General features: G+C 38.1%; 18 protein-coding genes and 1 pseudogene. 3 read left to right on the top strand and 16 right to left on the bottom strand.

Going from position 1 to position 25,949, the window contains the following annotated elements:
- Window positions 1-184 precede the first annotated feature (184 nt).
- Complete coding sequence (locus B2727_RS01665; protein WP_017396145.1) at window positions 185-736, top strand: recombinase family protein; 552 nt, start codon at window positions 185-187, stop codon at window positions 734-736.
- A 108-nt stretch (window positions 737-844) separates the two neighbouring features.
- Here B2727_RS01665 and B2727_RS01670 read toward each other — a convergent pair whose 3' ends face one another.
- The 11 genes and pseudogenes from B2727_RS01670 to B2727_RS01725 all read right to left on the bottom strand — a co-directional run bounded on the left by B2727_RS01670 (window position 845) and on the right by B2727_RS01725 (window position 17,179).
- The gene (locus tag B2727_RS01670) at window positions 845-2,128 is read right to left on the bottom strand and encodes a hypothetical protein (protein ID WP_017396146.1); all 1,284 of its coding nucleotides are present in this window, start codon (window positions 2,126-2,128) and stop codon (window positions 845-847) included.
- Window positions 2,129-2,194: 66 nt separating this feature from the next.
- Window positions 2,195-7,194, bottom strand: a pseudogene (locus B2727_RS01680) (DEAD/DEAH box helicase).
- Window positions 7,195-7,450: 256 nt separating this feature from the next.
- Window positions 7,451-7,630, bottom strand: coding sequence for a hypothetical protein (locus B2727_RS01685; protein WP_161418518.1), 180 nt, complete (start codon window positions 7,628-7,630; stop codon window positions 7,451-7,453).
- 66 nt (window positions 7,631-7,696) lie between these two features.
- Window positions 7,697-8,071, bottom strand: coding sequence for an antitoxin Xre-like helix-turn-helix domain-containing protein (locus B2727_RS01690; protein WP_017396149.1), 375 nt, complete (start codon window positions 8,069-8,071; stop codon window positions 7,697-7,699).
- 389 nt (window positions 8,072-8,460) lie between these two features.
- On the bottom strand, window positions 8,461-8,877 hold the full coding sequence (locus B2727_RS01695; protein WP_168397430.1) for a hypothetical protein: 417 nt from the start codon (window positions 8,875-8,877) through the stop codon (window positions 8,461-8,463).
- A 1-nt stretch (window position 8,878) separates the two neighbouring features.
- Entirely contained in the window at window positions 8,879-11,002 is a 2,124-nt protein-coding gene (locus B2727_RS01700; RefSeq protein WP_278595580.1) for an integrase, read from the bottom strand.
- A complete protein-coding gene (locus B2727_RS01705) occupies window positions 10,995-12,551 on the bottom strand; it encodes a site-specific integrase (protein WP_125518670.1) in 1,557 nt (518 codons plus the stop codon). Before B2727_RS01705 ends, B2727_RS01700 begins: the two co-directional genes overlap by 8 nt.
- A complete protein-coding gene (locus tag B2727_RS01710) occupies window positions 12,544-13,770 on the bottom strand; it encodes a site-specific integrase (RefSeq protein ID WP_278595579.1) in 1,227 nt (408 codons plus the stop codon). Before B2727_RS01710 ends, B2727_RS01705 begins: the two co-directional genes overlap by 8 nt.
- A gap of 155 nt (window positions 13,771-13,925) precedes the next feature.
- Window positions 13,926-14,525 (bottom strand): single-stranded DNA-binding protein, encoded by a 600-nt coding sequence (ssb, locus tag B2727_RS01715; protein ID WP_033132681.1) that lies wholly within the window; start codon window positions 14,523-14,525, stop codon window positions 13,926-13,928.
- Window positions 14,526-14,576: 51 nt separating this feature from the next.
- On the bottom strand, window positions 14,577-15,938 hold the full coding sequence (locus B2727_RS01720; RefSeq protein WP_004803692.1) for an MFS transporter: 1,362 nt from the start codon (window positions 15,936-15,938) through the stop codon (window positions 14,577-14,579).
- Between the two features lie 158 nt (window positions 15,939-16,096).
- The gene (locus B2727_RS01725; RefSeq protein WP_004657231.1) at window positions 16,097-17,179 is read right to left on the bottom strand and encodes a DUF475 domain-containing protein; all 1,083 of its coding nucleotides are present in this window, start codon (window positions 17,177-17,179) and stop codon (window positions 16,097-16,099) included.
- A 169-nt stretch (window positions 17,180-17,348) separates the two neighbouring features.
- Between B2727_RS01725 and tenA the strand changes: the two genes are divergently transcribed.
- Complete coding sequence (gene tenA / locus B2727_RS01730; protein WP_005201544.1) at window positions 17,349-18,023, top strand: thiaminase II; 675 nt, start codon at window positions 17,349-17,351, stop codon at window positions 18,021-18,023.
- Window positions 18,024-18,175: 152 nt separating this feature from the next.
- On the opposite strand, the gene B2727_RS01735 is transcribed toward tenA, so the two are convergent.
- From B2727_RS01735 to B2727_RS01745, 3 genes are all read right to left on the bottom strand, one after another.
- Window positions 18,176-18,529, bottom strand: coding sequence for a DUF1304 domain-containing protein (locus B2727_RS01735; RefSeq protein ID WP_004803688.1), 354 nt, complete (start codon window positions 18,527-18,529; stop codon window positions 18,176-18,178).
- 66 nt (window positions 18,530-18,595) lie between these two features.
- The gene (locus tag B2727_RS01740; RefSeq protein WP_033132682.1) at window positions 18,596-19,579 is read right to left on the bottom strand and encodes a zinc-binding dehydrogenase; all 984 of its coding nucleotides are present in this window, start codon (window positions 19,577-19,579) and stop codon (window positions 18,596-18,598) included.
- A 3-nt stretch (window positions 19,580-19,582) separates the two neighbouring features.
- Window positions 19,583-20,185: a TetR/AcrR family transcriptional regulator gene (locus B2727_RS01745; RefSeq protein ID WP_033132683.1), complete on the bottom strand. Its 603-nt coding sequence runs from the start codon at window positions 20,183-20,185 to the stop codon at window positions 19,583-19,585.
- 244 nt (window positions 20,186-20,429) lie between these two features.
- On the opposite strand from B2727_RS01745, the gene uvrA reads away from it, so the two are divergent.
- On the top strand, window positions 20,430-23,261 hold the full coding sequence (gene uvrA, locus B2727_RS01750; protein ID WP_033132684.1) for an excinuclease ABC subunit UvrA: 2,832 nt from the start codon (window positions 20,430-20,432) through the stop codon (window positions 23,259-23,261).
- Window positions 23,262-23,380: 119 nt separating this feature from the next.
- Here uvrA and B2727_RS01755 read toward each other — a convergent pair whose 3' ends face one another.
- On the bottom strand, window positions 23,381-25,102 hold the full coding sequence (locus tag B2727_RS01755) for a GGDEF domain-containing protein (protein ID WP_033132685.1): 1,722 nt from the start codon (window positions 25,100-25,102) through the stop codon (window positions 23,381-23,383).
- Window positions 25,103-25,375: 273 nt separating this feature from the next.
- Complete coding sequence (gene gigD, locus B2727_RS01760; protein ID WP_033132686.1) at window positions 25,376-25,828, bottom strand: Lrp/AsnC family transcriptional regulator GigD; 453 nt, start codon at window positions 25,826-25,828, stop codon at window positions 25,376-25,378.
- Between the last annotated feature and the right edge of the window lie 121 nt (window positions 25,829-25,949).

Raw genomic sequence — 25,949 nt, forward strand, 5'->3', positions numbered from 1 at the left:
TACTTTTTGAAACACCACCCACAATACGACTAATATGTCACAAAGACACCTCCATAAAATTAGTGTTAATTAAATGGTCGTTTTCTTTACATTTAAAACATAATCCTAGAATTACATTTCTTATTCAAAATAACGTAAAGAAATTGCGATAATAAATCTATGTAAAGTTTAGGTACGTTTTATTATGATTATCGGATATGCTCGGGTCAGTACACATGACCAAAATCTAGATTCACAATTAGATGCACTCCAGAAGGCAGACTGTGAACAAATTTTTCAGGAAAAGATAACAGGAAAAATTAAGGATCGTCCTGAATTGATAAGTTGCTTGAAAGCTCTAAGAAAAGGTGATGTTCTGGTTGTTTGGAAACTTGATCGTCTTGCCCGTTCATTAAAAGATTTAGTCGAGATTATTACTGACTTAAATCAGCGTGAGATAGGCTTTAAATCGCTTACAGAGGCAATTGATACCACCTCTGCTACTGGCAGATTAGTCTTTCATATTTTTGGTGCACTAGCTGAGTTTGAGCATAGTCTAATTCGTGAACGTACCATAGCAGGTTTAGATGCAGCGAGAGCAAGAGGACGTAAAGGTGGACGTAAGCCTTCAATGTCAGAAAACGATATTAAAAAAGCGAAAGCAATGCTGAGTGATCCTCAGATTACTAAAACTGAAGTAGCCAAACATTTTGGTGTGAGCCGAGTAACGCTGAATAGCTCACTGAATAAATTTTAGATTCAATTAGCTCTTATGCGTATTCATTCGCTGATTTTTTACATACACATCTATAGATTGAATAGCCACTTATAATAAGACCTCTTAATTAATCATTACCTTCAAAAGTTATGAACTTTTATTATCAATCTTAGACAATATTTGATCCAAAATACTATTTGATTTTGCAGTATCCATTCCATCAGCAGGATTTTTCTTAAAAGCTTCAAGATTAATTTTAATTAAATCAGCATAAATATTATCATAAGCTTCTTGATTGTCTGATGATATTTGATGAAGCTTTAAAATTTCATCTTTATACTTTTCATAAGATTTAGCCAAAGACTCTTTATGTCCATATTCTGCTTCTAATTTGCTGTATTTATTTAAATTAAGATTAGCTACTGTAGCGATCCAAATTAAAGGGATATTTATAACTAACCGTATAGTAATAGAGATTAATGTGATTTTATCCAACGCATTAAAATCTATAGTTTTAAAGTTAAAAATAGCTAATAAAATTAAAGATGCAACAAAAACTCCTAAACTTACGTATTTATTCATCCTCGCTTCTTTGCCTTTTTCTACAAATCCACCAGCAAGTCCAGCAATACTTGAAAGACCAATAATTTTTTTGGCTTCGCTTTCTACTTCTTTTAAGTTCTGAAGTCTATGATCTAAGACATCAGAAAGTGCTTTTTGCTCAGGGTTACTTGAACCAAAAATCTTGTTGTAAAAATGGTCAATTTTTTTCTCTTGTTGCTTTATTATTTTAGATATAGAAAGCTTTTCTTCCCCACTTTCATCTTCTGAATTTTTAAATAATTCATCATAAAAATCACAGATCTTTTCATATTCCTTTTTGATAGCTTGCTCTCTTTGAATTTTTAATCCGTCAAATTCAATTTCATCTTCAAAGAAATATTTATTGAATGTATCCGCTTTCACATATATTTCATTAATTTGATCTACTTTATTTTTTTCTGACGAACTCTCATCATAAAAGTTGCTATATAAATGATCAATTTTACTTACTTTGCTCTCTAACTCAGTAATTTTTTCCTCTGTCATAAACTGCTTGAGATAATTTAACAAGGTTACATTTGGCTTATAGTTTTGTTGTAGAATCTGTTTTAGTTCTTCTGTATCTTGTTTTAATTCGGATAATGAATTTAAGTCATCTATTAATTGTTCTTTTTGTACTTTTAACTGTTGAGTTTCTAATCTTAGCGCATCAATTTCCTCTTTAATCAATTTCGCAGCAGCAGAACGCCCATCAGTAATAGCTTCTAAATCATTTCTTAAGGTATATTTTGCCGTTAAGCTTTTATTCAACTGATCCAATTCATTTAGAAGGTTTTTTAATTTTTGTTCATCTTTAGGATCTAAACTTTTTGAAAATACACCTTTCACTTTCTTCCCCTTTAATTTTATAAATAAAACTCCATCAGATTTTATACTGATGGAGTTTACAGTATTTTAAATATCCAACTTCGGTAAACTTCTCACAATCTTCATTGTTTCCAAACTTACCGTTATCACACGCAAGAACAATTCTAATGGATATTTGGCATCGCCCATCGTTTCAATCGCCCAATCGTTTGCATCGTTTACAATACCACTTTCTTTATGCGTAGAAACACCTTGACGATCCATAACCCATTCAAGTGCTGACTTACCATTTACGATATAATCATAAGCTTCTAGAGGTATTTCACGAATAGTAATAGAACTATTATAAATTACTGTATCTTTAATTTTTTCTTTCCCTTTTTTAGCAAATGTCATATTAGTTACATAGAAGTCTTTATCTTCTAATTGCTTTATTGACTTACTACCTAAATCCAATTTAGCTTTGTATGGATCAACTTTTTCATAGTTTAAGTGCCAGTGTGCTAGATCACGTCCTGCTTTAGAGAATATCCAGAAATCTTCAGTTTTTTTCACGCATGGGATACGTGGTAATTCTTTGCTAAGGTTGTCAGCATAACGAATACGATAATCTTCACTGTGTAATAAGCCATATACATAGTAGAAAATATCTTCCTTACTAATAGTTTCAGTTGGGTAAGCATCTTGGAAATGTTTTAAACCTTCATCACTAATCGCATTTTTACGAGTGTATTTACTATTGGCTGTTTTTGTTTTTTCATTTATAAGTGGATCAATTGAGTGATCGAATAGATTACTATCTGTTGATTTTTCTTCATACAAATACAAAGGTAGTGCTTGTGTATCACCAATAAAATGCAGATCAGGAATGTTATTTGTAATAAATAATCCTTGATTTCCTGATATACAAATTACAATGTTATCACCCTCAAAAAAATCTTTAATTGAGTAAAAGCTATGATTAAAGACTGTAGAAGCATAATGATATTGCTTCATAAATGGTCGATATGAGTTTATTTTGAAATCAGTATCATTATAACTCTGCTCTAAGAATCTTTTAAAAGGAGATTTCCAAGAGCGACCGCCCCAACTTGTAATTGATAAGTCTTTGTGTACAAAATCCATCATATTAGGGTACTTGTCTGGAGTTAATCCGGTGCAAGCTTTTTTATAGCGAGTAACTTCTTCGTTAAAAAATGCTAAAGCTTTTTTAGTTCTATTTTTAACTTTAATAAAGAAAAGTCATAGTTCCAAGCATCCCTATTTGTGATAACTCCTAGTGATATTTTTTCAAAAATGGAAGTATTACTTTTATCATGAATTTTTATAAAATCTTCGAAGGAGTCATCTCTTTGATTTAGCCAATCATTGTGATTATCAGGTATTATATTTTCCCATAACTTTAATGAGTTAATACCTGAAATACTATGTAAATTAGAAAGTTTCTCTAACTTTTCTTTTTTACTTAAATAATCACCAATATCAAAATAATGTATCTGACCTTGTATTTCTGTTTTTTGATTTTTTACTAAAATTGCAATTGCTACAGGAGTTCTAATATCAAATATATTACCTGCTTCCTTTTTTGCAATATCACCTGTAGTTCTTGAATTACCACGTAAGTTTATAATATACAAAGAACTAAATTCTTCGATCAAACATTTTCTAATTCCATCTGCTGCATTCGAGCTTAGATATCCTGAATTAGTAATAAATCCAACTACTCCTTGATCTTCAATTCGATCACTAGCCCATCTAATTGCTCGAATATAAGAGTCAAGAGAACTTCGTTTTCCTAATAGGTTTGCTGAATTTAACGTATATGTTTCATATATTCTTTTATCAAGATATTCATATTTTACATTTTGATTATTTTCATTTTGAGAACTTTGTCCTGCGGAATACGGAGGATTCCCAATAATCACTCGAATATCAAGTTCTTTTTGACGTTTACGTCTTGCACTGTTATCAACAAGAACTTTACTGACCAAATCCTCTTTTTCATACATTTCAAAGGTATCGGTTAAACAAATCCCTTCAAATGGGGTGTATTCCATTTCAGGATTGACCGTTTTCATCTGATCGTGATATACGGTTTCAATGTTGATTGAAGCAATGTAATACGCCAATAAAACGATCTCGTTGGCGTGGATTTCATTTTTATATTTATAGGTCAAACGATCCGCAGGGATTAAACCTGATTGAAGCAAACGGTTGATAAATGTCCCTGTACCCGTAAATGGATCAAGTACATGAACATTGTCATCAGCAAATGTTTTTCCAAATTCGCTTTTGAGTACGTCATTCACACTATGGATAATAAAGTCCACCACCTCTACAGGGGTGTAAACAATCCCTAGTTTTTCTGTCATGCGTGGGAAAGCATTTTTAAAGAATGAATCATATAGGGTTAAGATGATGCTTTGCTTACCCTCAGCAGTATTAATGCCTTCTGCTCGCAGTCTGACTGATTCATAGAATGAGTTAAGCGTATCTGTTTCTTTATCCAAATGATGCTCATTCAGCGCATCTAGCACCTTTTGCATCGCTAAACTCATTGGGTTGTGTTCAGCAAAGCTATGATCTTTAAATAGGGCATCAAATACTGGTTTGGTGATTAAGTGCTGTGCCAACATTTCAATGATTTCAGCATCAGATACGCTATTGTTTAAGTCATCACGTAGTTCATTTGCAAATTCATTAAATGCTGCAATTTCATTTGTATTAGCAGGGTTTTCAAGGATGGCTTGAATACGGTCAATATGAGTTTTAGCAATTTTTGCGACATCACTTGCCCAATCTTCCCAATGGTGGCGATTACCACATTTTTTTACGATCTTGGCATATAAAGCTCGTTCAATCTCGCCGACTTCAAATACCATTTCCTCTTGAACTGGTAGCGGGGTTTCTGCTGTACCAATAGATGAACCACCTCTGGCTTGTGCTGTACCCCTTCGTTTTTTACCTTCACTTAAACCTGTTGTGTTTGTTTCACCTTCATCATCTTTGGGTTTGGCTTTTTTAGCCTTTTTAACAACCTTATCAGCAACCGCAATAACCTCCATGCGGGATACGTCTTTGCCATTAAACTCTAACTTGTTGATCATCGCATCAAAGCGGTCATCATGCGCACGTAGAGCGTTTAGTACTTGCCATACCACACGATAGGCTTCATTAGAATTTAACGCCTGTTCAGGCTCTACACCCGCAGGAATCACTACAGGTAATATGACATAACCAAGTTGCTTACCATCAGCTTTACGCATGACACGTCCAACAGATTGCACTACATCGACCTGTGAGTTGCGAGGTGTTAGGAAAAGAACTGCATCGAGTGACGGAACGTCTACACCCTCTGATAAACAGCGCACATTAGACAAGATACGACAAGTATTTTCAGGGGCTTGTTCTTTTAACCAAGTGATTTTTTCTTTCTTTTCTGTTGCATTCATACCGCCATCAACATGTTTCACATGGCAATTTAGTTTTAATGAAGGATCAATATAAGGGTCTTCTTCTGTTCTATATAAATGATCCATTTCTGCTTGTTGATATGCTTCAACAACAGCACTAAACATTTCAGTAATTTGCTTAGAACTAACTTTATGTTTTTTGCCTTTATATTCTTTTTCAATCACCTGACAGAAGGCAACCGCACGTTCCATTGGCTTTGCAACTGTGCCATCTGGATTATATAAACCTTGTTTAGCGAGGGCTTTCCAACAGCCAACAATTTTTGCAGCATCATCAACTTTTAGAGAGTTATTTTCGTCTTTTAATAAGCCTTGTAATTGACGATTAATATGGCTTTCTTCAACAGCAAGTACAATTACCTTATAATCACATAAAATGTCCATTTTTACAGCTTGTGAGAATGTGATGACATATAAATCTTCACCATACAGTGATTTATCATCCATTGAGCAAAGTGTTACACCCTCTGTTTCTTTAGCCGTATCACCATAAATACGTGGTGTCGCAGTCATATATAGACGTTTCTTGCCTTGTACATAATCATTATTATGAATACGCACAAACTTGGATTCATCATCTCCCTCAAAAGTTGCCCCTGTGGTACGGTGAGCTTCATCACAAATAATTAAATCAAATTCAGGGAATCCAGCTTTTTGAGCTTCTGCAATCACATCAATGGAATGATAGGTTGAGAAAACAACATTCATGTCCTCATTTGCTTCATTCGGTTTAAATAAATCTCTTGCCTTAAATGCATTAACTAAACTTTGGGGATTGGTTGTAGCAGGGAATTTTAAGTCACTAATCCCAACTACAATATTGTCATCATCTTTTTTCTTACCAACATCACTATCAGAACATACTGCAAAGCTACGAATACCAATCATGGTATCTTGCGTCCACTCATCCAGCGTTTGACTTAATAATGCAAGGCTTGGCACAAGGAATAAGACATTTTTACCACGGCCCACTAATTCTTCTGCAATACGCAAAGAAGTAAAAGTCTTACCCGTACCACATGCCATAATGAGCTTGCCACGATCAGCCGCCGCCAAGCCGTGTTTAACAGCTTGAAGTGCAGGACGTTGATGTTTGCGTAATTGTTTTTTGTCACGAAAAATAGGCTTCACATTTGGATCAAAATCAAACTGTGTCCAGTCAATTAAACTGCCTTCTAAATCTAATAAGGAAATAGTCGCAACAGGGGGATGTGCATCTAATAAAGATGATTTTGCGTTATCAGTCCAATCATCCGTTGAAGCCACGATATAACGATATGAAAAATAGGATTTACCAGATCCACCTAAAAAGCTATCAATATCTTTCTTCTGAATTTTTGTAGTGTTGTAATTTTTACACTGGATTGGATGAAATTCACCACCCATCGTTACCGCAACTAGATCAATACCATAGTCACGTTTATCAGTAATATTTAACTTTTCACCGTACTTTTCCACCCAATCTGCATAAGACAAAACTTCTGTGTAAAGTTCAGCATATTTAGGCTCATTCAAAAAATATTGAACCATCAAATTTTCAAATGAAGTGCCTTTATCTCTATTTGTAAGTGTAATTTTTTCGATAGATTGAAGTAAATTAGTTAAAGCTGACATTCTGAATAAGCTCCAAAAATTTTAAGTGTTTTTTACACTAAAATTTAAAAAATATATTGATGTGAAATTTAACATATTTATAAAAATGGCATTAGGAAATATAAGATTTTTGAATTTTTCTACTAATAAAAATAAGAACAGTATGTGAAAAAGAAGAATTATTAAATACACATATTATCTAGGCTTTAGACTGTACATTTTACCGCCTGAGCCATGTATAAGATTACATCATGGGCAGTAACGACAGAAGTTAATGTCATTTGTAGGCAAGCTTTTTAAGTTCAATTAGATGCCGACTTATTACACGATTAGCGGCATGCATCATTACACGCATTGAAGCCTCATCATCTCCAAATTGCATTGGCACAACCTGACTCATCGAAGGTGGACGAGGCTTGCGATTTTCAGTCATAAAGTCTTTAAAACGTTTAACCATGCTGCATCTCTCAGAGTTTCTTAACAATAGAATTAAATTCTAATACACATAATCTCTTTATAGAAATCACATTTTCGCTCGAACCGAGTCAACAAAATGTAGCACTGTGGTCAAGCCACTAATAGTCTGAATCTGCTCAATTGGAACTCCTTTGGTCGCTTCATTATAGGAATTCATGAAGTAGTGAATCCATTCTGAATCTCCACCACTGAGTACATATACTGCACGATAAATATCAATGAGCAATATGGCCAGTTCTCCTTGCTTAGTCGCAGGGTCGAGTTCAGGATTGGCTTTAAAACTACTGATAGTGTCACAATGCACCCCAATCACAGATGCAAGCTGTGCCTCTTTCAGGCCAAGCTGATCCGCAGTGTTAAGCAAGGATTTTGCTAACACTACTTTAGACTCTACATTAGATTGGGTAATATTTGTCTTCATAAGCTTCAATAAGATTAACTAAAATTTCCATTTCCTCAGCTTCAGGCGTTCCTTCATCTGCCTGAAAGATATTTTCTAAGCGAATAAAAGCATTCGTAAGAAGCTTTGTTGCACAAATACCCAAAACTATGATTTTATTATATTTATTTTTATTAAAATTTTAACAAACCTCTTAAAAATCAGTATCTTGCAAAATATTTATGCAACAAAGCCTTCGTAAGATCATCATCACTTCTAATTGGTTTAATATCCATTATTTCCTCATTCTCATCATGTCTTCCAATTCCTAAAATCCAGAAAGAGGAGCGTAGACATCAATTTTGATTACTTTATTGCTAGTCTGGTTCATCTATTATTACGTTGCCTTTTGCAAAGCAACCTTGACCAATTCAGTCAGAACTTTTTTTACTCATCGGCTCATTTAGTTTAGCAATACTTAGCCCATACTTATAGGCGTTGTATTGCCACACTACGAACTGTTCCAACAACAAAGCGTTCTCTTTTTCCAGTCTGGCATTCTTAACCTCCAAAGCTTCAATTTTAGTTTGAGCAATTTTTAAACTAGCAGGTAGTTTCTGTGTTGTAATGCTTTTAACCTTTGACACTTGTGGTTTTTTGCATTGATCATAGGCAGTCTTAATACGCACATATTTCTGTAAAGTTTGACGAGTTGGTGCAGGCACAAATTCGAGCTGTAGCTCAATGGCCTGACATAGCCGCTCCCAAGTCAATTTCTGATCTAAAGGCCAATAATCAAGAAGCTCAACTATATTCTCAATGTCTTTATCGGTTAAATGCTGTGCCATATCAAATCCATAAATCCATTTGCAATGCAGGACTGAGCAAATGTGGTTCATCCTCTATCTTTTTCCGTTGAGTATTCTCAATAACGGGGATACGTTTACGACCTGCTTTTTGATACGCTAAATCAAGATGTGTAACATCTTCCGAAGGCGGCAAACTTAAAGGCGTTCCATCAAGAATGTTTGGATCATCTAGTAGGGCAATTAACTGTTCACAACGTTTAATCGTAAGCTCTCTAGTCCCCAACCAGACCGTTGCACCAGTTACATTTTTACTAACAGCTTCCTTATCCTTTGCCCATAAGATTTTTTCTTTTCTAAGTCGATCTTGAAGCCGTTTTTTCTTTTCTTCATCCCCCTTAATACAGACATGTTCCGTACAATTAAGACAATTTCTATACTTTAGGCAGGGTTCATCAATATAAGAATGTGTACAAAGTCCAAACTCGGTAGTGTGCATAGACAATGTTGTTTTGGTATTTAGCTCTTGTAGAGTTCGAGGTGTAGCTATTTGGAATGTAAATGTACTATCAGTATTTACTGTACCAACCTCATTTTTCTGCATCTCAATTAAGCTAAAATTACGATCTTCAACCGAAGTATGGTCATATACTCGATTTTGCTTCATATCAGCCCGCCCTGACCATTTAGCGAGTAACATGCTATCCATTCCATTGGTATTTGCTATCGTATTGAGAAGATGCCTAAATTGATGTGTAGACACACTGTAGTCACCATATCCCCATCGTTGGAAAATGGATTGAACATTTACTAACTCATCACGTCCTTTCTTCTTTTTTTTGGTGGGAGATAAGTCTTCATTTAAAGTATCAATATGTGGTATCCATAATTCTGAGAAAATAGTTGGTTTAACCTTGTCAAATTGTTTTGCGAAACAACAAAATAAAGCTTCAGACCATTTAACCTGTACGCCATTACCTGTTTTAAAAGGTACGTAAGGAAAGCCATCTGGCAATCTATTTCGCAAGATAATATTTAAATCGTTGAGGCAGACTTCATAATCGCCAATAGGAATATCACGAGTTTTTAAAAACTGTTTTGCACTTTTATTTGCTTGACTGTCATCATATTGCGACACATCAAAGCCCATTGCCAACAACACTTCACTACGTTTTAATAACTGATCATCAGGCACTTTGGGACAAAGCTCATGTCTCGGAAATTTATCACTTGTCTCAAGCAAATATGCTAAATGTCTAGACTTTTCTGACATCTTAATCAAACGTTCGATAGCCCGTTTGACCGTTGGAATCATGACACTCGGAATGAATTTAATGTCATACCCATAATTTTTCTGTGCATACCACCTGATACCTAATACTTTCTCAATATTAGAACCATCTGCCACAAGCCCTAAACTGCTCTTAGAAACCGTTTGGACTTCTTCCTCATGGATACAATTATGCTTTAAGAAAAATAGCTCTGATGCTCGTTCTGGAGCAGCTAGAAGCAAACTCACAGCACTGGTGACAAAAATATCTCTATCTGACAATTCTGAATCTTTCCGTGAAAAAATATCAGCTAATGCAAAAATCGCATCCTCATCAGGAAGTTTAGATGCTCTATGTTCCTCTGACTCCTCATCTAGCACAATCGACTTATCAGCAGGTTTTTTAATTGGATTTTTCCATTCTGGTAAAGCAACTATTTTTAATTGGCGAAGAAAATCCAATAGAATCTTTAGTTGTCTACCTACATGGTAAGCAGAACTCGCTTTATAATTTACTTTTGCATTTTCAGCAGCCAAGTCAAAATCTGCAATAACCAATTTAGTTAAATCAACTTCACCATATCGGTCTAAGCATATTTGTTCTATTGCCCGAATTGAAAAAATTGTATCTTGGGTTTTTAACTTACTCTTAATTCTCTGATACTTAACATACGCTTTGGCAAATTCTATAATTGAATGATGCAAAAGATTTTCAGGTGATCTATCTTTGGATGAAATACCTGTTTTGACAAAGTTTACTTCGCCTTTCCAATAATTCTCATCAAATCTAATATCTTCATTTAATTCTGATAATTGTTTAACAAAATCAATAAACCGCTTAATTTCGGAGTAAGGAGATTGAATTTTGTCAGATGGGAAATATATTAAATCATCCATGATTGAACTCCTTACAAGCATCAATTACTTGCTGAACGGCAATAATTGTTCGGTCATTCACGGCAGCGACCTCAAGGCTACACCCCATCGTAATTAGATCATCCCGTTCTTTAATTAATTGCTCTAGAACTAGATGGTGAGGTGCATTTGCCCAAGGCATAAACTTGCTACACAGATAACATGCGATTGGTGCGTGATCGTTACAGTATTGATGTGTACCACATGAGCCGACATCACAATCCTGTTCTACACAAGAAATTCTATTCGCCTCTTTAACTTGTGATTGAGCCTCAATCTCATCCTTTACAACTTTCCCCTGAAAAGCATCTGCATATTTGCGTAAGCTTTCATCCATGATGGATGAGATTTGTTGTGCAATTTCAGGAACACTCTGTACATAACAGTGTGCATTTTGCGTATCATGATGATCTAACAGCTTTGCAATGACATTCACACCTGCTTTTTGCCTAGCCGCATTTGTTCCAAGCGTATAGCGAAACCGATATGCAGTGATATGTATTGGTTTACCGGTTTCTCTTGAACGGACACCAAGTTTTTGAACAGCATCTCTCAATATTTGAGTTAATTTGATAGTAGGTAAATGAATAATTTCTGTTGGCAAAATTTGAGAAATTTCTTTTTCATTGCTCCAATCTAGATTGGCTAACACCTTAATATCATAGAAAATTGGCAACTCTGAAAGCTCCTGTTCAGATACTTCTCGCTTTATTTGCTTTGCTAATTTCTGTTTTAAAATTTGAATATGTTCAAATAAGATTTTCGCAATACTTTCCCGAATTCCCACTTCATTAAAAGCAAATCGGAATCCACTAGCACCTCTAACTTTAGCTCTCGGAATGTTAAGGATATGAACTGCATTTGTATCATTAAAATTATATTTATCCGACACATATAGGTCTTTCACCTTTAATCCTGAAATTTGAATTGGTCGTCTACCAGTCGCACAAAAAACACGAATTAGAGCAGCCTCGTAATAAGAAATCTTATTTTCTGCTAAATATTCATTGGTTCTAGTGATAATTGTTTGAAATTCAAATGGGCTAAATGGGCCTTCATCTGGATCAAGGGAAAGGACTGCTGCTCCTTTTTCATTGCCACTCAATCTCCATGAATCCATTAGATCGTAAACTTCATCATCTACTGAGGAATAACCTAAATCATATAGTTTCTTCAAAAAGACTCGTAGCATAGCTACTTTGTATTCATCTTTTTTTGCCGAATAAAAATTTTTATAATTTAAAAGACCTTTAATTGAAAAATGATCCTCTCCTGTAATATCAAAATATTTACCAATATATTCGCACATGTTTGCTGTATGTGAACTTGAACTATACTTAGCAAAATGAACCAAAGTCATGACTACATCAGATTGGACAGAAAACTCAAAATTTCGTATACGAGAGATATCTATAGTTTTATTGATATCTAATACCCATTTCTGATCATCGATACTAAACTCATAACCTTTGAATGAGGTAAAAGTATTTTGCGACTTATCTAAACTATCGATTCGAATTGATTTATTCATTTTCATCCTCAAATTTTTCTTGGATACTTAAGCCAACCTCTACGGCACGCTTATTCTCTGCACGCCTTGAATATCTTCTTGCGCTTTGTGAGTTAGGTATCCATCCCATTAGATAAGCACGATCATTTTCAACTTGAGCTTCAGTCGTTTGACCTGTTGCCACTAAAAGTTGAGATTTCTCAGAAAATTTGTCATTCCAAGTATGTCTAAATGCATGTGCATGTACATTGAATAGAACAACTTTAGAAATTTCAGAAAAGATTTTATCTAGAGCTTTTATTGATAAAGGTTTACCTTTATTTGATAAAATCAAAAAGTCTGTTAGCTCTGCATGCGGTATGGCTGATCTATAATTTAAAATGTAAGTTTCTAATTTTTTCTTTAAGTTTTGATTGACTGCAATTGATCGACTTCTAGTTTTAACCAAAGGTTGATATAGCCTAGAATCACTACCATCATGAGGATTACGCCTAATAGTAAGATATGATGTAACACCTTGAGAGGGAGTTATATCTGTAATTTTTAAATTTAATAATTCACCTTTACGACATCCAAGATATAAAAACAAATAGATAATTAGCTCATTTCTATAAGTAAGGTAATCTGAAGTCCAGATACGATTCTGATTATCAGGATCAACCGCCTTGAAAATTTTATTTAATTGATCACTATCAAAAGATTTGTATTCAGACTGAATATCCATGGACTTACGAGGTCTACGAGATTTTAACAAACGTTTTGTACTTGTTATTGCTGATGAATGAAGATGCGTCTCAAACCATCCAATATATTCAGCAAAATTAGTTAGCCGCCGATATATTAATTGTTTGGATACATAGTCCTGAGTAACGACCAATTTTGCTCTAGCTCGCTCTTTGTTATTACTTTTTGGAAAACTTATGATCTTTTTTTTTGAAGCTGTCCCGCTTAATCGGCTACGATTGAAACTGGTTAAATTTACTAAAGCTTCGATTTCATTTAATTTTAAAAAATCTTTACTTTTTATCCTTTGTTCCAAGTCAATTCCTAACTTATCCAACAACTGAAAGAGCAACTTAATATCTTCCAAAATAGCAGAAATTGTATTGATTGATTGACCACGATTTCTTAGATGAATGATCGTATATAAATTTGGATAAGTCATAGGAACACCATCACTATTCAAAAGAACAGCGAATCTCTCACCACTACTCATTACAAATCTTTTAACAGACATCATGATTAAATTTAACAAAATATCTAAGTGTTAAATATCATAAAATATAATTAAAAAAATTTACAGAACTATTTCTAGTGTCTGTAAATTTCTTTTGTAACTAACTACTAATAAAGAATAATTTTATAAACTTTACAAAACATGGTCTCTAGTAGGTGTCAGAACGGTAAATCGTCATCTAAATCCGCTGGCGCTGCCGCAGCAGGTTGAGGTGCTGCTTTTGGTGTATTAAAACCATTGCCTGCTTGTGGACTACCTGCATAATTACCTTGCTGGCTGCCGCCATTAAAGCCGCCGCCTTGACCATAACCACCTTGGTTGTTGTTATTGTTATAGCCCGTATTTTGGTAACCGCCACCTTGGTTATTATTATTGTTGTTAAAACGGGGTTGGTTAAAATCACCACCGCTCTGCTCGCCTTGTTGACGGCTATCGAGCATTTGCATTTGATCACCACGAATTTCAGTGCTGTAACGCTCTTGACCATTTTGGTCTGTCCATTGACGGGTACGCAATGAACCTTCGATATACACTTTTGAGCCTTTACGGAGATACTGTTGTGCAATTTCACCTAAACGGTTGTGCAACACGATACGGTGCCATTCTGTTTGCTCTTTACGCTCACCTGTACTTTTGTCCATCCACGATTCACTTGTCGCAATCGAGAATTGAGTTAATGATCCACCATTTGGAAAAGTTTTTGTTTCCGGATCTTTACCTAAAGTACCTACTAAAATAACTTTATTCACACCACGCATTAGCTGTCTTCATCCTATATATTTCTACGTTTTACTTTATAAGAGTTATGATTAAATGGCTACCTCTTTGCCAATCAAGTGCGTTAAATCTTGTCGCCCAGCATCATCAATGCACTGTTTATCGACTTTAATATACGCAACTTGCTGTTCTGGCATCACCACGACTTCTTCAATACCACGAATCGCCAACAGTTTTGAAGTCCATTCATCTGTTTGTATCGCCTGAGGTAAAGGCAACACAATGGAAGATAAATATCTCGGCTGAGCCAGACCAAAACTAATTAGCAGCCATATTATAGCAATCCCCGTAAGCACACTCCACCCGAGCGCAGTATTCTGTAACATCAAAAGCTGCCCACCCAAGGTCCCGCCAAAGAAGGCACCCAAGAACTGGCTACTGGCATTGACGCCCATCGCAGTGGCTTTGGATTGGATCGGAGCTGCTTTGGATAACCAAGAGGGTAATAAGGCTTCCATGACATTGAAGGCGACAAAGAATAAACCCAGTCCTGCCAGCAATACATATTTAGACTCATAACCAAAGATTAGAATCAGCAAACCGCCGATAAGCCCTGCAATCGCAGTAAGAAAAATGCCGCGCATTTTGCGATATTTTTCCGCAATGATAATGCTTGGAAAGGCAAAGAACAGGCTAATGACTAATAGAGGTAAATAGACTAAGCCATGCTTTGCTAAAGGAATTCCTGCATATTCGATCAGCTGTGAAGGCACATAAATAAACATCGCAGTCAGCAATAAATGCAGTGCAAACACCGAGACATGCAGACGATTCAACTCGCCCATTTGGATGACTTGCTTGAGCTGATTCAGATAACCTTGCTGATAGTTGCGATGGTGTCGCGTGACTTTAGGGACCAGCAAGAGCATTGCAATTGCAGCCAAACCCATAATCGTGGTCACAAAGAATAGACCTGAAATGCCCACCAAGCTAGTCAGCCACGGCCCTAAACTAAAGGCCACCACAAAAGACAGGCCAATACTCATGCCCATTGCGGCCATGGCTTTGGTTCGCTGCTCTTCACGGGTGACATCGGCCAGTAATGCCATCACCACCGCAGATACCGCACCTGCGCCTGCAATCGCACGACCAATAATCACGCCATAAATCGTGTCGGATAAACCTGCGATTGCACCACCAATTGCAAATAACAATAAGCCCAAAACCACCAAAGGCTTACGGCTAAAGCGATCGGCCAATAAGCTAAACGGAATCTGTAAAATTGCTTGGGTTAAGCCATATACCCCAACCGCAAGACCAATTAAGGCAGGTGTAGCGTATTGATAGGATTGTCCTGCGACTGAAAACACAGGAATAATCATGAACAAGCCCAACATGCGCAAGGCAAAAATGCTACTTAAGGCAAAGGTTGAACGACGTTCTAAAGCATTCATTGTTGATAAGACACTATAACTGGCTCAGCGAATTATAAGCCATTCGCCTACAAAGGTTGTAAGTTAGATCATGAAAAACACAATCTTTCTGCAGAGAAAAAATAAAGGAGCGATGTTCGCTCCTTTATTTACACTAGCTGATCAAGCTGAAAAAAAGCTTAAGAGGCTTGTTGTTCTCGCTTGCTATATTGAATCGAGGCCAACACCGCCCACACAATAAAGGCCACGCCAATCAAACCCGTGACCACTTCAGGTACATGTAAGCCTGTACCGCTGGCAATCATAATGAATGCCAGTGCACCAATCGCATAATGCGCACCATGCTCTAAGTAGATATACGCATCCAAAGTGCCTTTTTCCACCAGATAAATGGTCATTGAACGGACAAAAATCGCGCCAATTGCTAGACCCAGCATGATGATCACCACATCACTTGTAATCGCAAATGCACCGATCACACCATCAAAACTGAAGGATGCATCTAGCACTTCAAGATAGAGGAAACCACCAAAACCGGCTTTTACCACACCAGAAGCTGCACCACTTGAGTCATGGCCAATGGCATTGCCATTTTCATCAATCTCAGGCTCACCACCCAATAAATGACTCAAGACTTGCACTCCAATATACACCACGATGCCCCAGATTCCTGCCATGGTCACAGCCAAACGAGCAGACTCATCGACATTCGCCGCCATGATGATCATCGCAATCAAAGCCAAGAACACCGACATGGCAGGCACGTTAGCCAAATGGGCTAATTTCGCTTCCAACCATTTAAACCAATGGGTTTCTTTACCATCGTCAAAGAAGAAGTTGAGGAACACCATCAACAAGAAGGTACCCCCAAAGGCTGAAATTTCAGCATGATGGGCCATTAAGCGTTCTGAATAAGTCTTCGGATCATTCAGGGCCATTTTGGCGACTTCAACCATGCCCATATCAGCGGTTACCGCGACAATCACCACAGGGAAGATTAAACGCATCCCAAATACGGCAATCAGAATACCCACGGTCAAGAAGATCATTTTCCAGAAATGATCCCAACCACGCAGTACTGAGGCATTCACCACCGCATTATCGAAGGAAAGAGACACTTCCATCACCGCTAGAATGGCAGTAATAGTCAGTGCTTTTAGCATGGTGGCAACACCCGCTTCAGGGCCATGCGTATAGCCCCAGTAGGCCGAAAGTGCTAAACACACAATCGTAAAAAATATTGAGAAACGGAAATGCTTCATGAGCAGCCTTTTATCCAAATGTAGAGTGATAAAAATGTGCTTATTGTAGGCGAGTTTTGACCCAAAAAGAGAAAAGATTGTTGGACTTGTTTTAGCAAAAAACCATCCAGACCAGACTCTGCTATAGTACGAACAGATTTATTTTCGTGTTTTAAACAGGTTCAAATCCATGACGTTTTCTCAAGAAGTTTGGCAACGTAATCAAGATTTATATCAAAAAATATTAGCGCTTCCATTTAATCAAGAGCTTGCAGCAGGCACACTCGATCGTTCAGCTTTTTGTCATTATGTGATTCAAGATGCGCATTACTTATTGGCCTATGGTCGTGCCTTAGCGGTTGCTGCCGCAAAAGCTTATGAAGCTGATGATGTGATTCAATTTTCTGAAGCAGCAAAAATCGCCATTATTGTAGAACGCAGCTTGCACAGCGACTTTATGCAGGAATTCGAGATCAGCAAAACTGAGTTTGAAAGCACACCGCTGACTTTGGCCTGCCATCATTACACCTCATTCTTAACGGCAACCGCATGGTCAGAAAGCTATCCTGTGATTTTGGCGGCCTTACTGCCATGTTTCTGGATTTATGCCGAAGTGGGTAAAGATATCGTCAGCCAATCGGTTGCCAACAATCCTTACCAAGCATGGATCGATACCTATGCAGGAGAGGAATTTAATACCGCGGTACGTAATGTGATTGCGACGGTTGATAAAGTGGCAGCCCGTTGTGATGAAGATACCTTAGCCAAAATGCATGCAGCCTATAGCATGGGTGCAAAACTGGAGTGGTTGTTCTGGGACAGCGCCTATCAACAACGTCAATGGTTAGGGTTAGATCAAGCTTAAACAGCTTCTCTCTGTATTTTCTATAGACATAAAAAAGCCCCAATTAAGGGGCTTAGTCGTATATCGTATCGTCCGATATACTGTATGAGGCTCATCTCAAACTGAGTGCATTAAAGCATAAATCAGTTTAAATGCCTACTTTTATTGCTGGGTTAAAAAACATTCACCACGATTAAAGCAATCAATGCAGGTACAGCCTGAATATAAATAATCTTTTTACTCGCGGTGAGCCCACCGTAGATCCCAGCAATCAAGACACAGCCCAAAAAGAAATTGGCAATCGCAATGGCATATGTTGCAGGTGCTAGTAATGACCAGAATAACCCAGCCGCCAGAAAACCATTATACAACCCCTGATTTTGTGCCAACACTTTGGTCAGTTGTGCTTTTTCCAGACTATTGCCAAAGGCCTTTAAACCATAAGGCTTGTCCCATAAAAACATTTCCAGCACCAAAATATAAACATGCAATACTGCAATTAACCCGATCAGTACTTGTCCCAACATGCGATTTTTTCCTTTTTATTGTGTTCGAATTTAATGAGGCCAATCCCTAGACTGACCTCATATGTTTTACAGTGATGGTGTTAACAACACTTTACCTTGACGCGCGCCTTGAGTTGCTTTCAATGCCGCCGCTTCGATCTGATCGAAACCAAAAACCCCTTCAACAGGTAAAATCAGTTTTTTCTGAGTTGCAAGTGTCAGTAGTTCCACAAACAAAGCCTTTTTACGCTCTGCTGGCATTTCTTTATTGGCCACACTGGCCCAGAAACCCTTAACCGTGGCTTGTTTAAAAATCAGATCACCCGATGAGATCTGCATAGTCTCACCAGTCATACTACCAAACGAAACCAATAGGCTATTTTCACTGAGTAAATTCAACATTTCCCCGCTGGCACTGCCGCCAATTGAATCCACCCCAGCAATTAATGGCTGATCCGCATGAATCGCTTTTACCTGTTGTTTCCAATCTGGCTGATCCGTCGCAACCACATGCTGAATCCCCAAGGCCTGCATTTCCGCAATCGCATCAGTACGACGAACCAAATTAATCACTTGTAGTCCACGTGCTTGAGCAATCATGGCAACCGTTTTCCCTACCGCACCATTAGCCGTATTTTGAATCAGCCATTGACCTGCTTGTACATTAACAAAATCGAGCAACATCAAAGCACTGATCGGCATCCCAATTAGCTGTGCTGCGGTCTGATCATCAATCGCATCATTTAAAGGGATGATACTTGCTGCTGGCGCGATAAAGTATTCTGCCCAACTGCCATGTACCCCTGCAACAGCAACGCGCTGCCCTAATTTACTTGCATCAACACCTTCACCCACTGCATCGACAATACCCACCGCTTCGCTACCACCAATCGCAGGCAAGGTTGGCTTATAACCATAGCTACCACGTACGGTCCAAACATCATGATTATGCATAGGAGACATGATGGTTTTAATACGAACTTCACCTGCTTTCGGCTCAGGCTGAGGCATATCACCCAACTGCAACACATCAACGGGTTCACCAAAACTGTGATGGATAATACTTTGCATGTTTTATTCCTTAATCGGCTGGAGCAGTTGTTGAGTGGTTTCTAAAGCTAAATGTAGTGGTGCTTTGTCTTGAGCCAACTTGGTCATCAAGGCGGCACCCAGCCACAGTTGATACATCACTTGGGCCGTTTTGAGTGGGTCAAGATGGGTAGGAATCGAGCCTTGTTGTTGCCCTTCTTGTAATAACAACGCCACACGTTGTGTTAATCGATGCACACCGAGGTTGAGAATTTGGCGCATGTCTTCAGATAAATCTGAAACCTCTGCGGCCAATTTCACAATCAAACAATTCTCTGCCCAACTACCATGAACAGGGTCATCAATCCACGCATGCCATAACGCCATCAAACGCGCATACGCATTTTGTTCGGTCTGCTGCCAAAGCTGCTCGACACGGATTTTATAATCCGCCATGTATTGTTCCAGTAAGGCACAACCAAATGCCTCTTTAGAAGCAAAATAATGGTAGAACGACCCTTTCGGGACATCACAGGCTTTGAGAATCTCTTGCAAGCCAACACCAACAAAACCTTTACGTAATACCAATTCAAAGCTGGTATCCAAAATATGTTGTCGAGTGGCTTCACTTTTATTTGATCGTTTCATCGTCACACTATAAATCAATATTAGACCAGTCGTCTAGTAAATTATGTATTTTAATAAGTGATCAATTTTTACATGGTAATCTGAGGCATTGAATGCTAAAAATACTAGGCGCTTAGCGTGAGATAAATGTGAACCAGTTCATTAACCGTCACAATTTGTCGTTTTAATTATTTTTATACCACTTGAACGATTTTAAATCGCTATCATATACACGTTTTCATATTCAGCTTATTGAGATGTATTTATGAGTCAAAGTCATATCCGTATTCGAGGCGCACGTACCCATAATTTAAAAAATGTGTCACTCGATATTCCACGTGACAAGTTTGTGGTGATTACGGGACTTTCTGGCTCTGGTAAATCATCATTGGCTTTTGATACCTTGTATGCCGAAGGTCAACGTCGTTATGTCGAATCACTTTCGGCCTATGCGCGTCAATTCCTGTCACAAATGGAAAAACCAGAAGTCGATTCGATTGAAGGTCTCTCCCCGGCGATTGCGATTGAGCAAAAGTCAACCAGCCACAACCCACGCTCAACCGTCGGTACCATTACTGAAATTTACGACTATTTGCGTTTGCTCTATGCCCGTGTCGGTACACCTTACTGCCCTGAACATGATCTGCCGATGGTGGCACAAACCATTTCAGAAATGGTTGATGCAGTAAAAAGCCTTGAAGAAGGCACCGCCCTGATGTTGCTCGCTCCTGTGGTGCGTGAGCGTAAGGGTGAATACACCCAGTTGTTTGAACAGCTACAAGGTCAGGGTTTTGTGCGTGCCCGTGTCGATGGTGAAATCATTGATATTGATACCCCACCTGAACTGGACAAAAAGAAGAAACACACTATTGAAGTGGTGGTGGATCGTTTTAAAGTACGTGATGATCTAGGTAATCGTATTGCAGAATCATTTGAGACCGCATTACGTCTAGGTGGTGATATTGCGGTTTTATCGTGGATGAACGGCGAGCATCCTGAACGTGTCTTCTCAGCAAAACATTCTTGCCCTGAGTGCGATCGTGCCGTGGCTGAACTTGAACCACGTCTGTTCTCATTCAACAACCCATTCGGTGCCTGCCCTGTCTGCGATGGTTTAGGAACGCGTAGCCATTTCAGTTCAGATAAACTAATTCCAAATCCTGAAGTTTCAATCAGCCAAGGTGCAATTCGTGGTTGGGATCGACAACGTCCTTATTACTACACTATGCTGCAAAAAGTCGCGGATCATTTCAATATTGACCTCGATCAACCGTGGAACACATTAGATAAAGACACTCAGAAAAAATTCTTACAAGGCTCAGGCAAAGAGAAAATCGATCTGAGCTATATCGATGAACGTGGTCGTAAACACAGCCGTGTGCAAGCCTTTGAAGGGATTTTGCCGCATTTAGAACGTCGCTACCGCGAAACTGAATCGAATTATGTGCGTGATGATCTGGCGCAATATCTGTCGAATGCAGCATGTGATGCTTGTGGTGGGTCACGTCTGAATGAAATTTCTCGCCATGTGCGTGTCAAAGACAAGACCATTGCCCAAATCACTAAAATGTCGATTGGTGATGCGGAAAATTATTATCAAGACCTAAATCTTGAAGGGGCTAAAGGCGAAATCGCCGATAAAATCTTTAAAGAAATTCGTGAGCGTTTACACTTCTTGGTCAGTGTTGGTCTGAACTATCTCAGCTTGGCACGTTCGGCTGAAACCCTTTCAGGTGGTGAAGCACAACGTATCCGTCTGGCGTCACAAATCGGTGCAGGCTTGATGGGCGTGATGTATGTGCTGGATGAACCATCAATCGGTCTACATCAACGTGATAATGATCGCCTATTACAAACCCTGATTCGCCTACGCGATCTGGGCAATACCGTGCTTGTGGTTGAGCATGATGAAGATGCCATCCGTGCCGCTGACCATATTATTGATATCGGACCAGGTGCGGGTATTCATGGCGGTGCGGTGATTGCTGAAGGTACTTATGATGAGTTGGCCAATCATCCTGACTCACTCACAGGTCAATATCTGTCAGGTAAATTGAAGATTGAAGTGCCAAAACAGCGTACTCAATCGCCACGTCCAGACGAAGTCATCAAGTTGTCTGGCGCAAGCGGACATAACTTACAGAATGTGGATTTGACTATCCCATTGGGCATCATGACCTGTGTCACAGGGGTTTCAGGTTCAGGTAAATCAACGCTGATTAACCGTACCTTATTACCTTTGGCTGCGACTCAACTGAATGGTGCAACCACGCTGACTGCGGAAAAATTTGATTCAATTGATGGCTTACAGCATTTGGATAAAGTGGTTGATATTGACCAAAGTCCTATTGGCCGTACCCCACGTTCAAACCCTGCAACTTATACGGGTTTATTCACGCCGATTCGTGAATTATTTGCACAAACACCTGAAGCCAAAGCGCGTGGTTATAGTGCAGGCCGTTTCTCGTTTAACGTGAAAGGTGGACGTTGTGAAGCCTGTGAAGGCGATGGCATGATCAAGGTCGCGATGCACTTCTTGCCTGATATGTATGTGCCATGTGATGCTTGTCATGGCAAGCGTTATAACCGTGAAACCTTAGAAGTCGGTTATAAAGGCAAAAATATTTCTGATGTCTTGGAAATGACGGTTGAAGATGCCGCTGAGTTCTTTAGTGCTATTCCTGTGATTCATCGTCGTTTAGATACTTTGACCCAAGTCGGGCTTGGCTATATCCGTTTAGGACAAGCAGCGACAACCCTTTCAGGTGGTGAAGCGCAACGGGTGAAGTTGGCACGTGAGTTGGCAAAACGTGATACAGGTCGAACCTTATATATCTTGGATGAACCAACCACAGGTCTGCATTTCCATGATATTGCCAAGTTACTCGACATTTTGTATGAGCTGCGCAATAAGGGCAATACCATCGTAGTGATTGAGCATAATCTGGATGTGATCAAAACAGCCGATTGGGTGATTGATCTCGGTCCTGAAGGCGGTTCGGGTGGTGGTCAAATCATTGCCGAAGGAACCCCTGAGCAAGTGGTGAAATCTAAAATTTCACATACAGCGAAGTTCTTAAAACCTTTGTTGAAATGATCCTTCTTTAAAGGTTTAGCGTTTTCTAACAGGATTAAGTACACCAACTTAATCCTGTTTTTGATTCAATATTTCAAGATACCTAAAGCAAAATAAGCATCACACCTTCCGCACAAGCGTTAAGTCTCTACAATATTCTTCCCTTTTGCCTTCGCTTTGAGCAATGATTGATCGGCTTTTTCTAATAACTCTAACCAACTCTTGGCCCCAATCGCAACACCAATACTGACTGATACATGAATCGACTCAGCTACATTCGGGATCACAATCCTTTCCTTTAAAATAGCCGAACGAATACTCTCTGCCACCACTTTGGCAGCGGTCATCTGAATATTCTCGATCACCACCAAGAACTCATCACCGCCATAACGCACAATTAAGTCAGATGCACGAACATTATGCTTGAGCTGATCAGCAATCATGCTAATCACCTGATCACCGACAATATGCCCATACTGATCATTTACAAACTTAAAATTATCAATATCAATCGCAATCACACAAGTCTGAGACAAAGCCTCAGGCTTGGATTCAAGAAGCTGAATATATTCATCTAAAGCCAAACGGTTTGCGACACCCGTTAATACATCTGAATTCGCAATTTTTTTAAGTTGTAGTTCCATTTGATCACGCTGCGTCAACATGACTTTGAGTTTATCAATCGCTTCAAACAACGAGAAAAACTCTTCCTTATTATTTTTACCTGAAGGAAGTTCATCTGAAGTTCCTGATAAGCGCAAAATCATATCACGGGCATGGATCAGTGGACTAAACACCTTGCGCTTGGCATAAATCATGGTGAAAATTGCAATCAATAAAGACAGACTCGAAATAATTAAAGTAAAAATAAACTGCCGCTTTGCGAATTTATTTTCATTCACTGCAACCTGGATGCTGTAATCCAGAATATAGTTTTGCAAGTCCATGACTGGCGTAAATTTCCCCACCATTCGCTCTGTCAATTGTGTCCCAGACAGAAAGTAGGCTTTATTATTTTTACTTTCATCCAATAAGCGCGCAATAATCGGTAATCCTTTATCTAAAAACTCCGTTTTAACACGACGATATAAGTCTACATATTCAAGCGTCTTCGACTGTTCAGGCTGGATCGTATCAATTAATTCCCACAGATAGATCGCTTGATGTTGTGTCTGTAATGAGCGTGCTCGATTTTCATCCGAAATTTTTTCCCCAAATGTCACCGGTGCCATAACATTAGATGCAACTCTACCAGCCTGATCACGCATATCGGTGAGTACCAAAATTGAGGTGAAATAATTCGACATCTTGCTGTTTTTGCTATTGGAACGAACCAATAACCACGTTAAGAACTCACGGCTTTCATCCCAGACACTAAACATGGATAAAATCGCATGATCATATTGCTTCGATGTTCGCTCAGCATGTGGCGTGCTGGCATAGGCATCAACAATGGCGCGTGCTGCAGCCAATTTAACTTTTAAATCAGTTTCCAGTTCATAAGCAATCAGCCTAAACCCGTTTTGTTTTAAGACTTCAATGCTGTTATCAATTTCTGCATCAACAATCTTGCGATACTCGAATAATTCTTTTTGGTTTTCCAATAACACATTCGGTTCGCTCGACATCACTTTATTGGAAGGTGCCCGTTCTCTGGAAATTTTATTGGCTGTTTTAACTAATGTACGAAGGCAGGTAATTTCATTGAGTGTTTGTTCTGATTTTATATATTCTTGATAACTATTAATAATTAAAGGGATGGAGAGATAAAAAATCGAAAAGATAATGACTATCATGCAGAAAAAGAGACGACGACTAATCTGCTCAGAACGTAATTTCGAGCTTTTTAATTCACGCCCCATTCATACACCTTGTACTTTTCAAAAACGATCTCAATTGATTTTTAAACAGAACTTAATTTTACCTGAATTATAAAACCCACTACCACGCTTAAACCGAGGTTTTTGGTTACATTAATCGCGACTGACTTTATTCAATCGTTATTTCAGTCCCGCAATTACTTTTCAAAATTGATTATGAGAATGATTTTTATTTAATTAAATTAATCTAAGTATTTTATATCATTAAAATAAATATTTTTAAATCTAGACCAAGGTTCAATAGAAAATCGGAAATCAAAGCAGTTTTTTCTGAATGACCTTATCTAAAATGATCTTAGAATTAATACTCATAATGCCTTTAATCTTATTCAATTTATTAATAATGAATTGTGAAAACGCATTCAGGTCTTTGGTCGCCACATGCAGCACATAATTCGATTCGCCTGTAATCACATAGGCATTCACGACTTCTTCAAAGTCCTCAATCTGCTTTAAGAAAAAATTATGATCAGTTTCAGTGAGTTGAATCAATTTTATTTCAACTATGGCCTCAATTTTAATGCCTAGTTTTTCATAATTGAGCCTAGCTTGGTACTTCTCAATAATGCCATTTCTTTCCAAAAGCTTGACCCGTCGATGACAGGCTGAGGGTGAAAGATTCACCAGATCGGCCAATTCCTGATTACTCAGGCGTGCATCGTTCTGCAAGAAATTTAGAATTTTAAGATCAATCGCATCAATATTCATATTCGGAAATTATTCTAATAATTTAAATATTATTGAAATCATATCCTAGTTTTCAACTTTATCTACTGGTTTTATCGGATAAAAAACAAAAATTGCAGTGATAAAATTTAACAGTGGAATT

The organism is Acinetobacter sp. UBA991, assembly GCF_002292065.1.
In the GTDB taxonomy this organism is placed as follows: domain Bacteria; phylum Pseudomonadota; class Gammaproteobacteria; order Pseudomonadales; family Moraxellaceae; genus Acinetobacter; species Acinetobacter higginsii.

Excerpts from the sequence above, each read along its gene's own strand:
- B2727_RS01665 (WP_017396145.1), top strand. The coding sequence starts at position 185 with ATGATTATCGGATATGCTCGGGTCAGTACACATGACCAAAATCTAGAT.
- B2727_RS01685 (WP_161418518.1), bottom strand. The coding sequence starts at position 7,630 with ATGGTTAAACGTTTTAAAGACTTTATGACTGAAAATCGCAAGCCTCGT.
- B2727_RS01690 (WP_017396149.1), bottom strand. The coding sequence starts at position 8,071 with ATGAAGACAAATATTACCCAATCTAATGTAGAGTCTAAAGTAGTGTTA.
- B2727_RS01695 (WP_168397430.1), bottom strand. The coding sequence starts at position 8,877 with ATGGCACAGCATTTAACCGATAAAGACATTGAGAATATAGTTGAGCTT.
- B2727_RS01700 (WP_278595580.1), bottom strand. The coding sequence starts at position 11,002 with ATGGATGATTTAATATATTTCCCATCTGACAAAATTCAATCTCCTTAC.
- B2727_RS01705 (WP_125518670.1), bottom strand. The coding sequence starts at position 12,551 with ATGAATAAATCAATTCGAATCGATAGTTTAGATAAGTCGCAAAATACT.
- B2727_RS01710 (WP_278595579.1), bottom strand. The coding sequence starts at position 13,770 with ATGATGTCTGTTAAAAGATTTGTAATGAGTAGTGGTGAGAGATTCGCT.
- ssb (WP_033132681.1), bottom strand. The coding sequence starts at position 14,525 with ATGCGTGGTGTGAATAAAGTTATTTTAGTAGGTACTTTAGGTAAAGAT.
- B2727_RS01720 (WP_004803692.1), bottom strand. The coding sequence starts at position 15,938 with ATGAATGCTTTAGAACGTCGTTCAACCTTTGCCTTAAGTAGCATTTTT.
- B2727_RS01725 (WP_004657231.1), bottom strand. The coding sequence starts at position 17,179 with ATGAAGCATTTCCGTTTCTCAATATTTTTTACGATTGTGTGTTTAGCA.
- tenA (WP_005201544.1), top strand. The coding sequence starts at position 17,349 with ATGACGTTTTCTCAAGAAGTTTGGCAACGTAATCAAGATTTATATCAA.
- B2727_RS01735 (WP_004803688.1), bottom strand. The coding sequence starts at position 18,529 with ATGTTGGGACAAGTACTGATCGGGTTAATTGCAGTATTGCATGTTTAT.
- B2727_RS01740 (WP_033132682.1), bottom strand. The coding sequence starts at position 19,579 with ATGCAAAGTATTATCCATCACAGTTTTGGTGAACCCGTTGATGTGTTG.
- B2727_RS01745 (WP_033132683.1), bottom strand. The coding sequence starts at position 20,185 with ATGAAACGATCAAATAAAAGTGAAGCCACTCGACAACATATTTTGGAT.
- uvrA (WP_033132684.1), top strand. The coding sequence starts at position 20,430 with ATGAGTCAAAGTCATATCCGTATTCGAGGCGCACGTACCCATAATTTA.
- B2727_RS01755 (WP_033132685.1), bottom strand. The coding sequence starts at position 25,102 with ATGGGGCGTGAATTAAAAAGCTCGAAATTACGTTCTGAGCAGATTAGT.
- gigD (WP_033132686.1), bottom strand. The coding sequence starts at position 25,828 with ATGAATATTGATGCGATTGATCTTAAAATTCTAAATTTCTTGCAGAAC.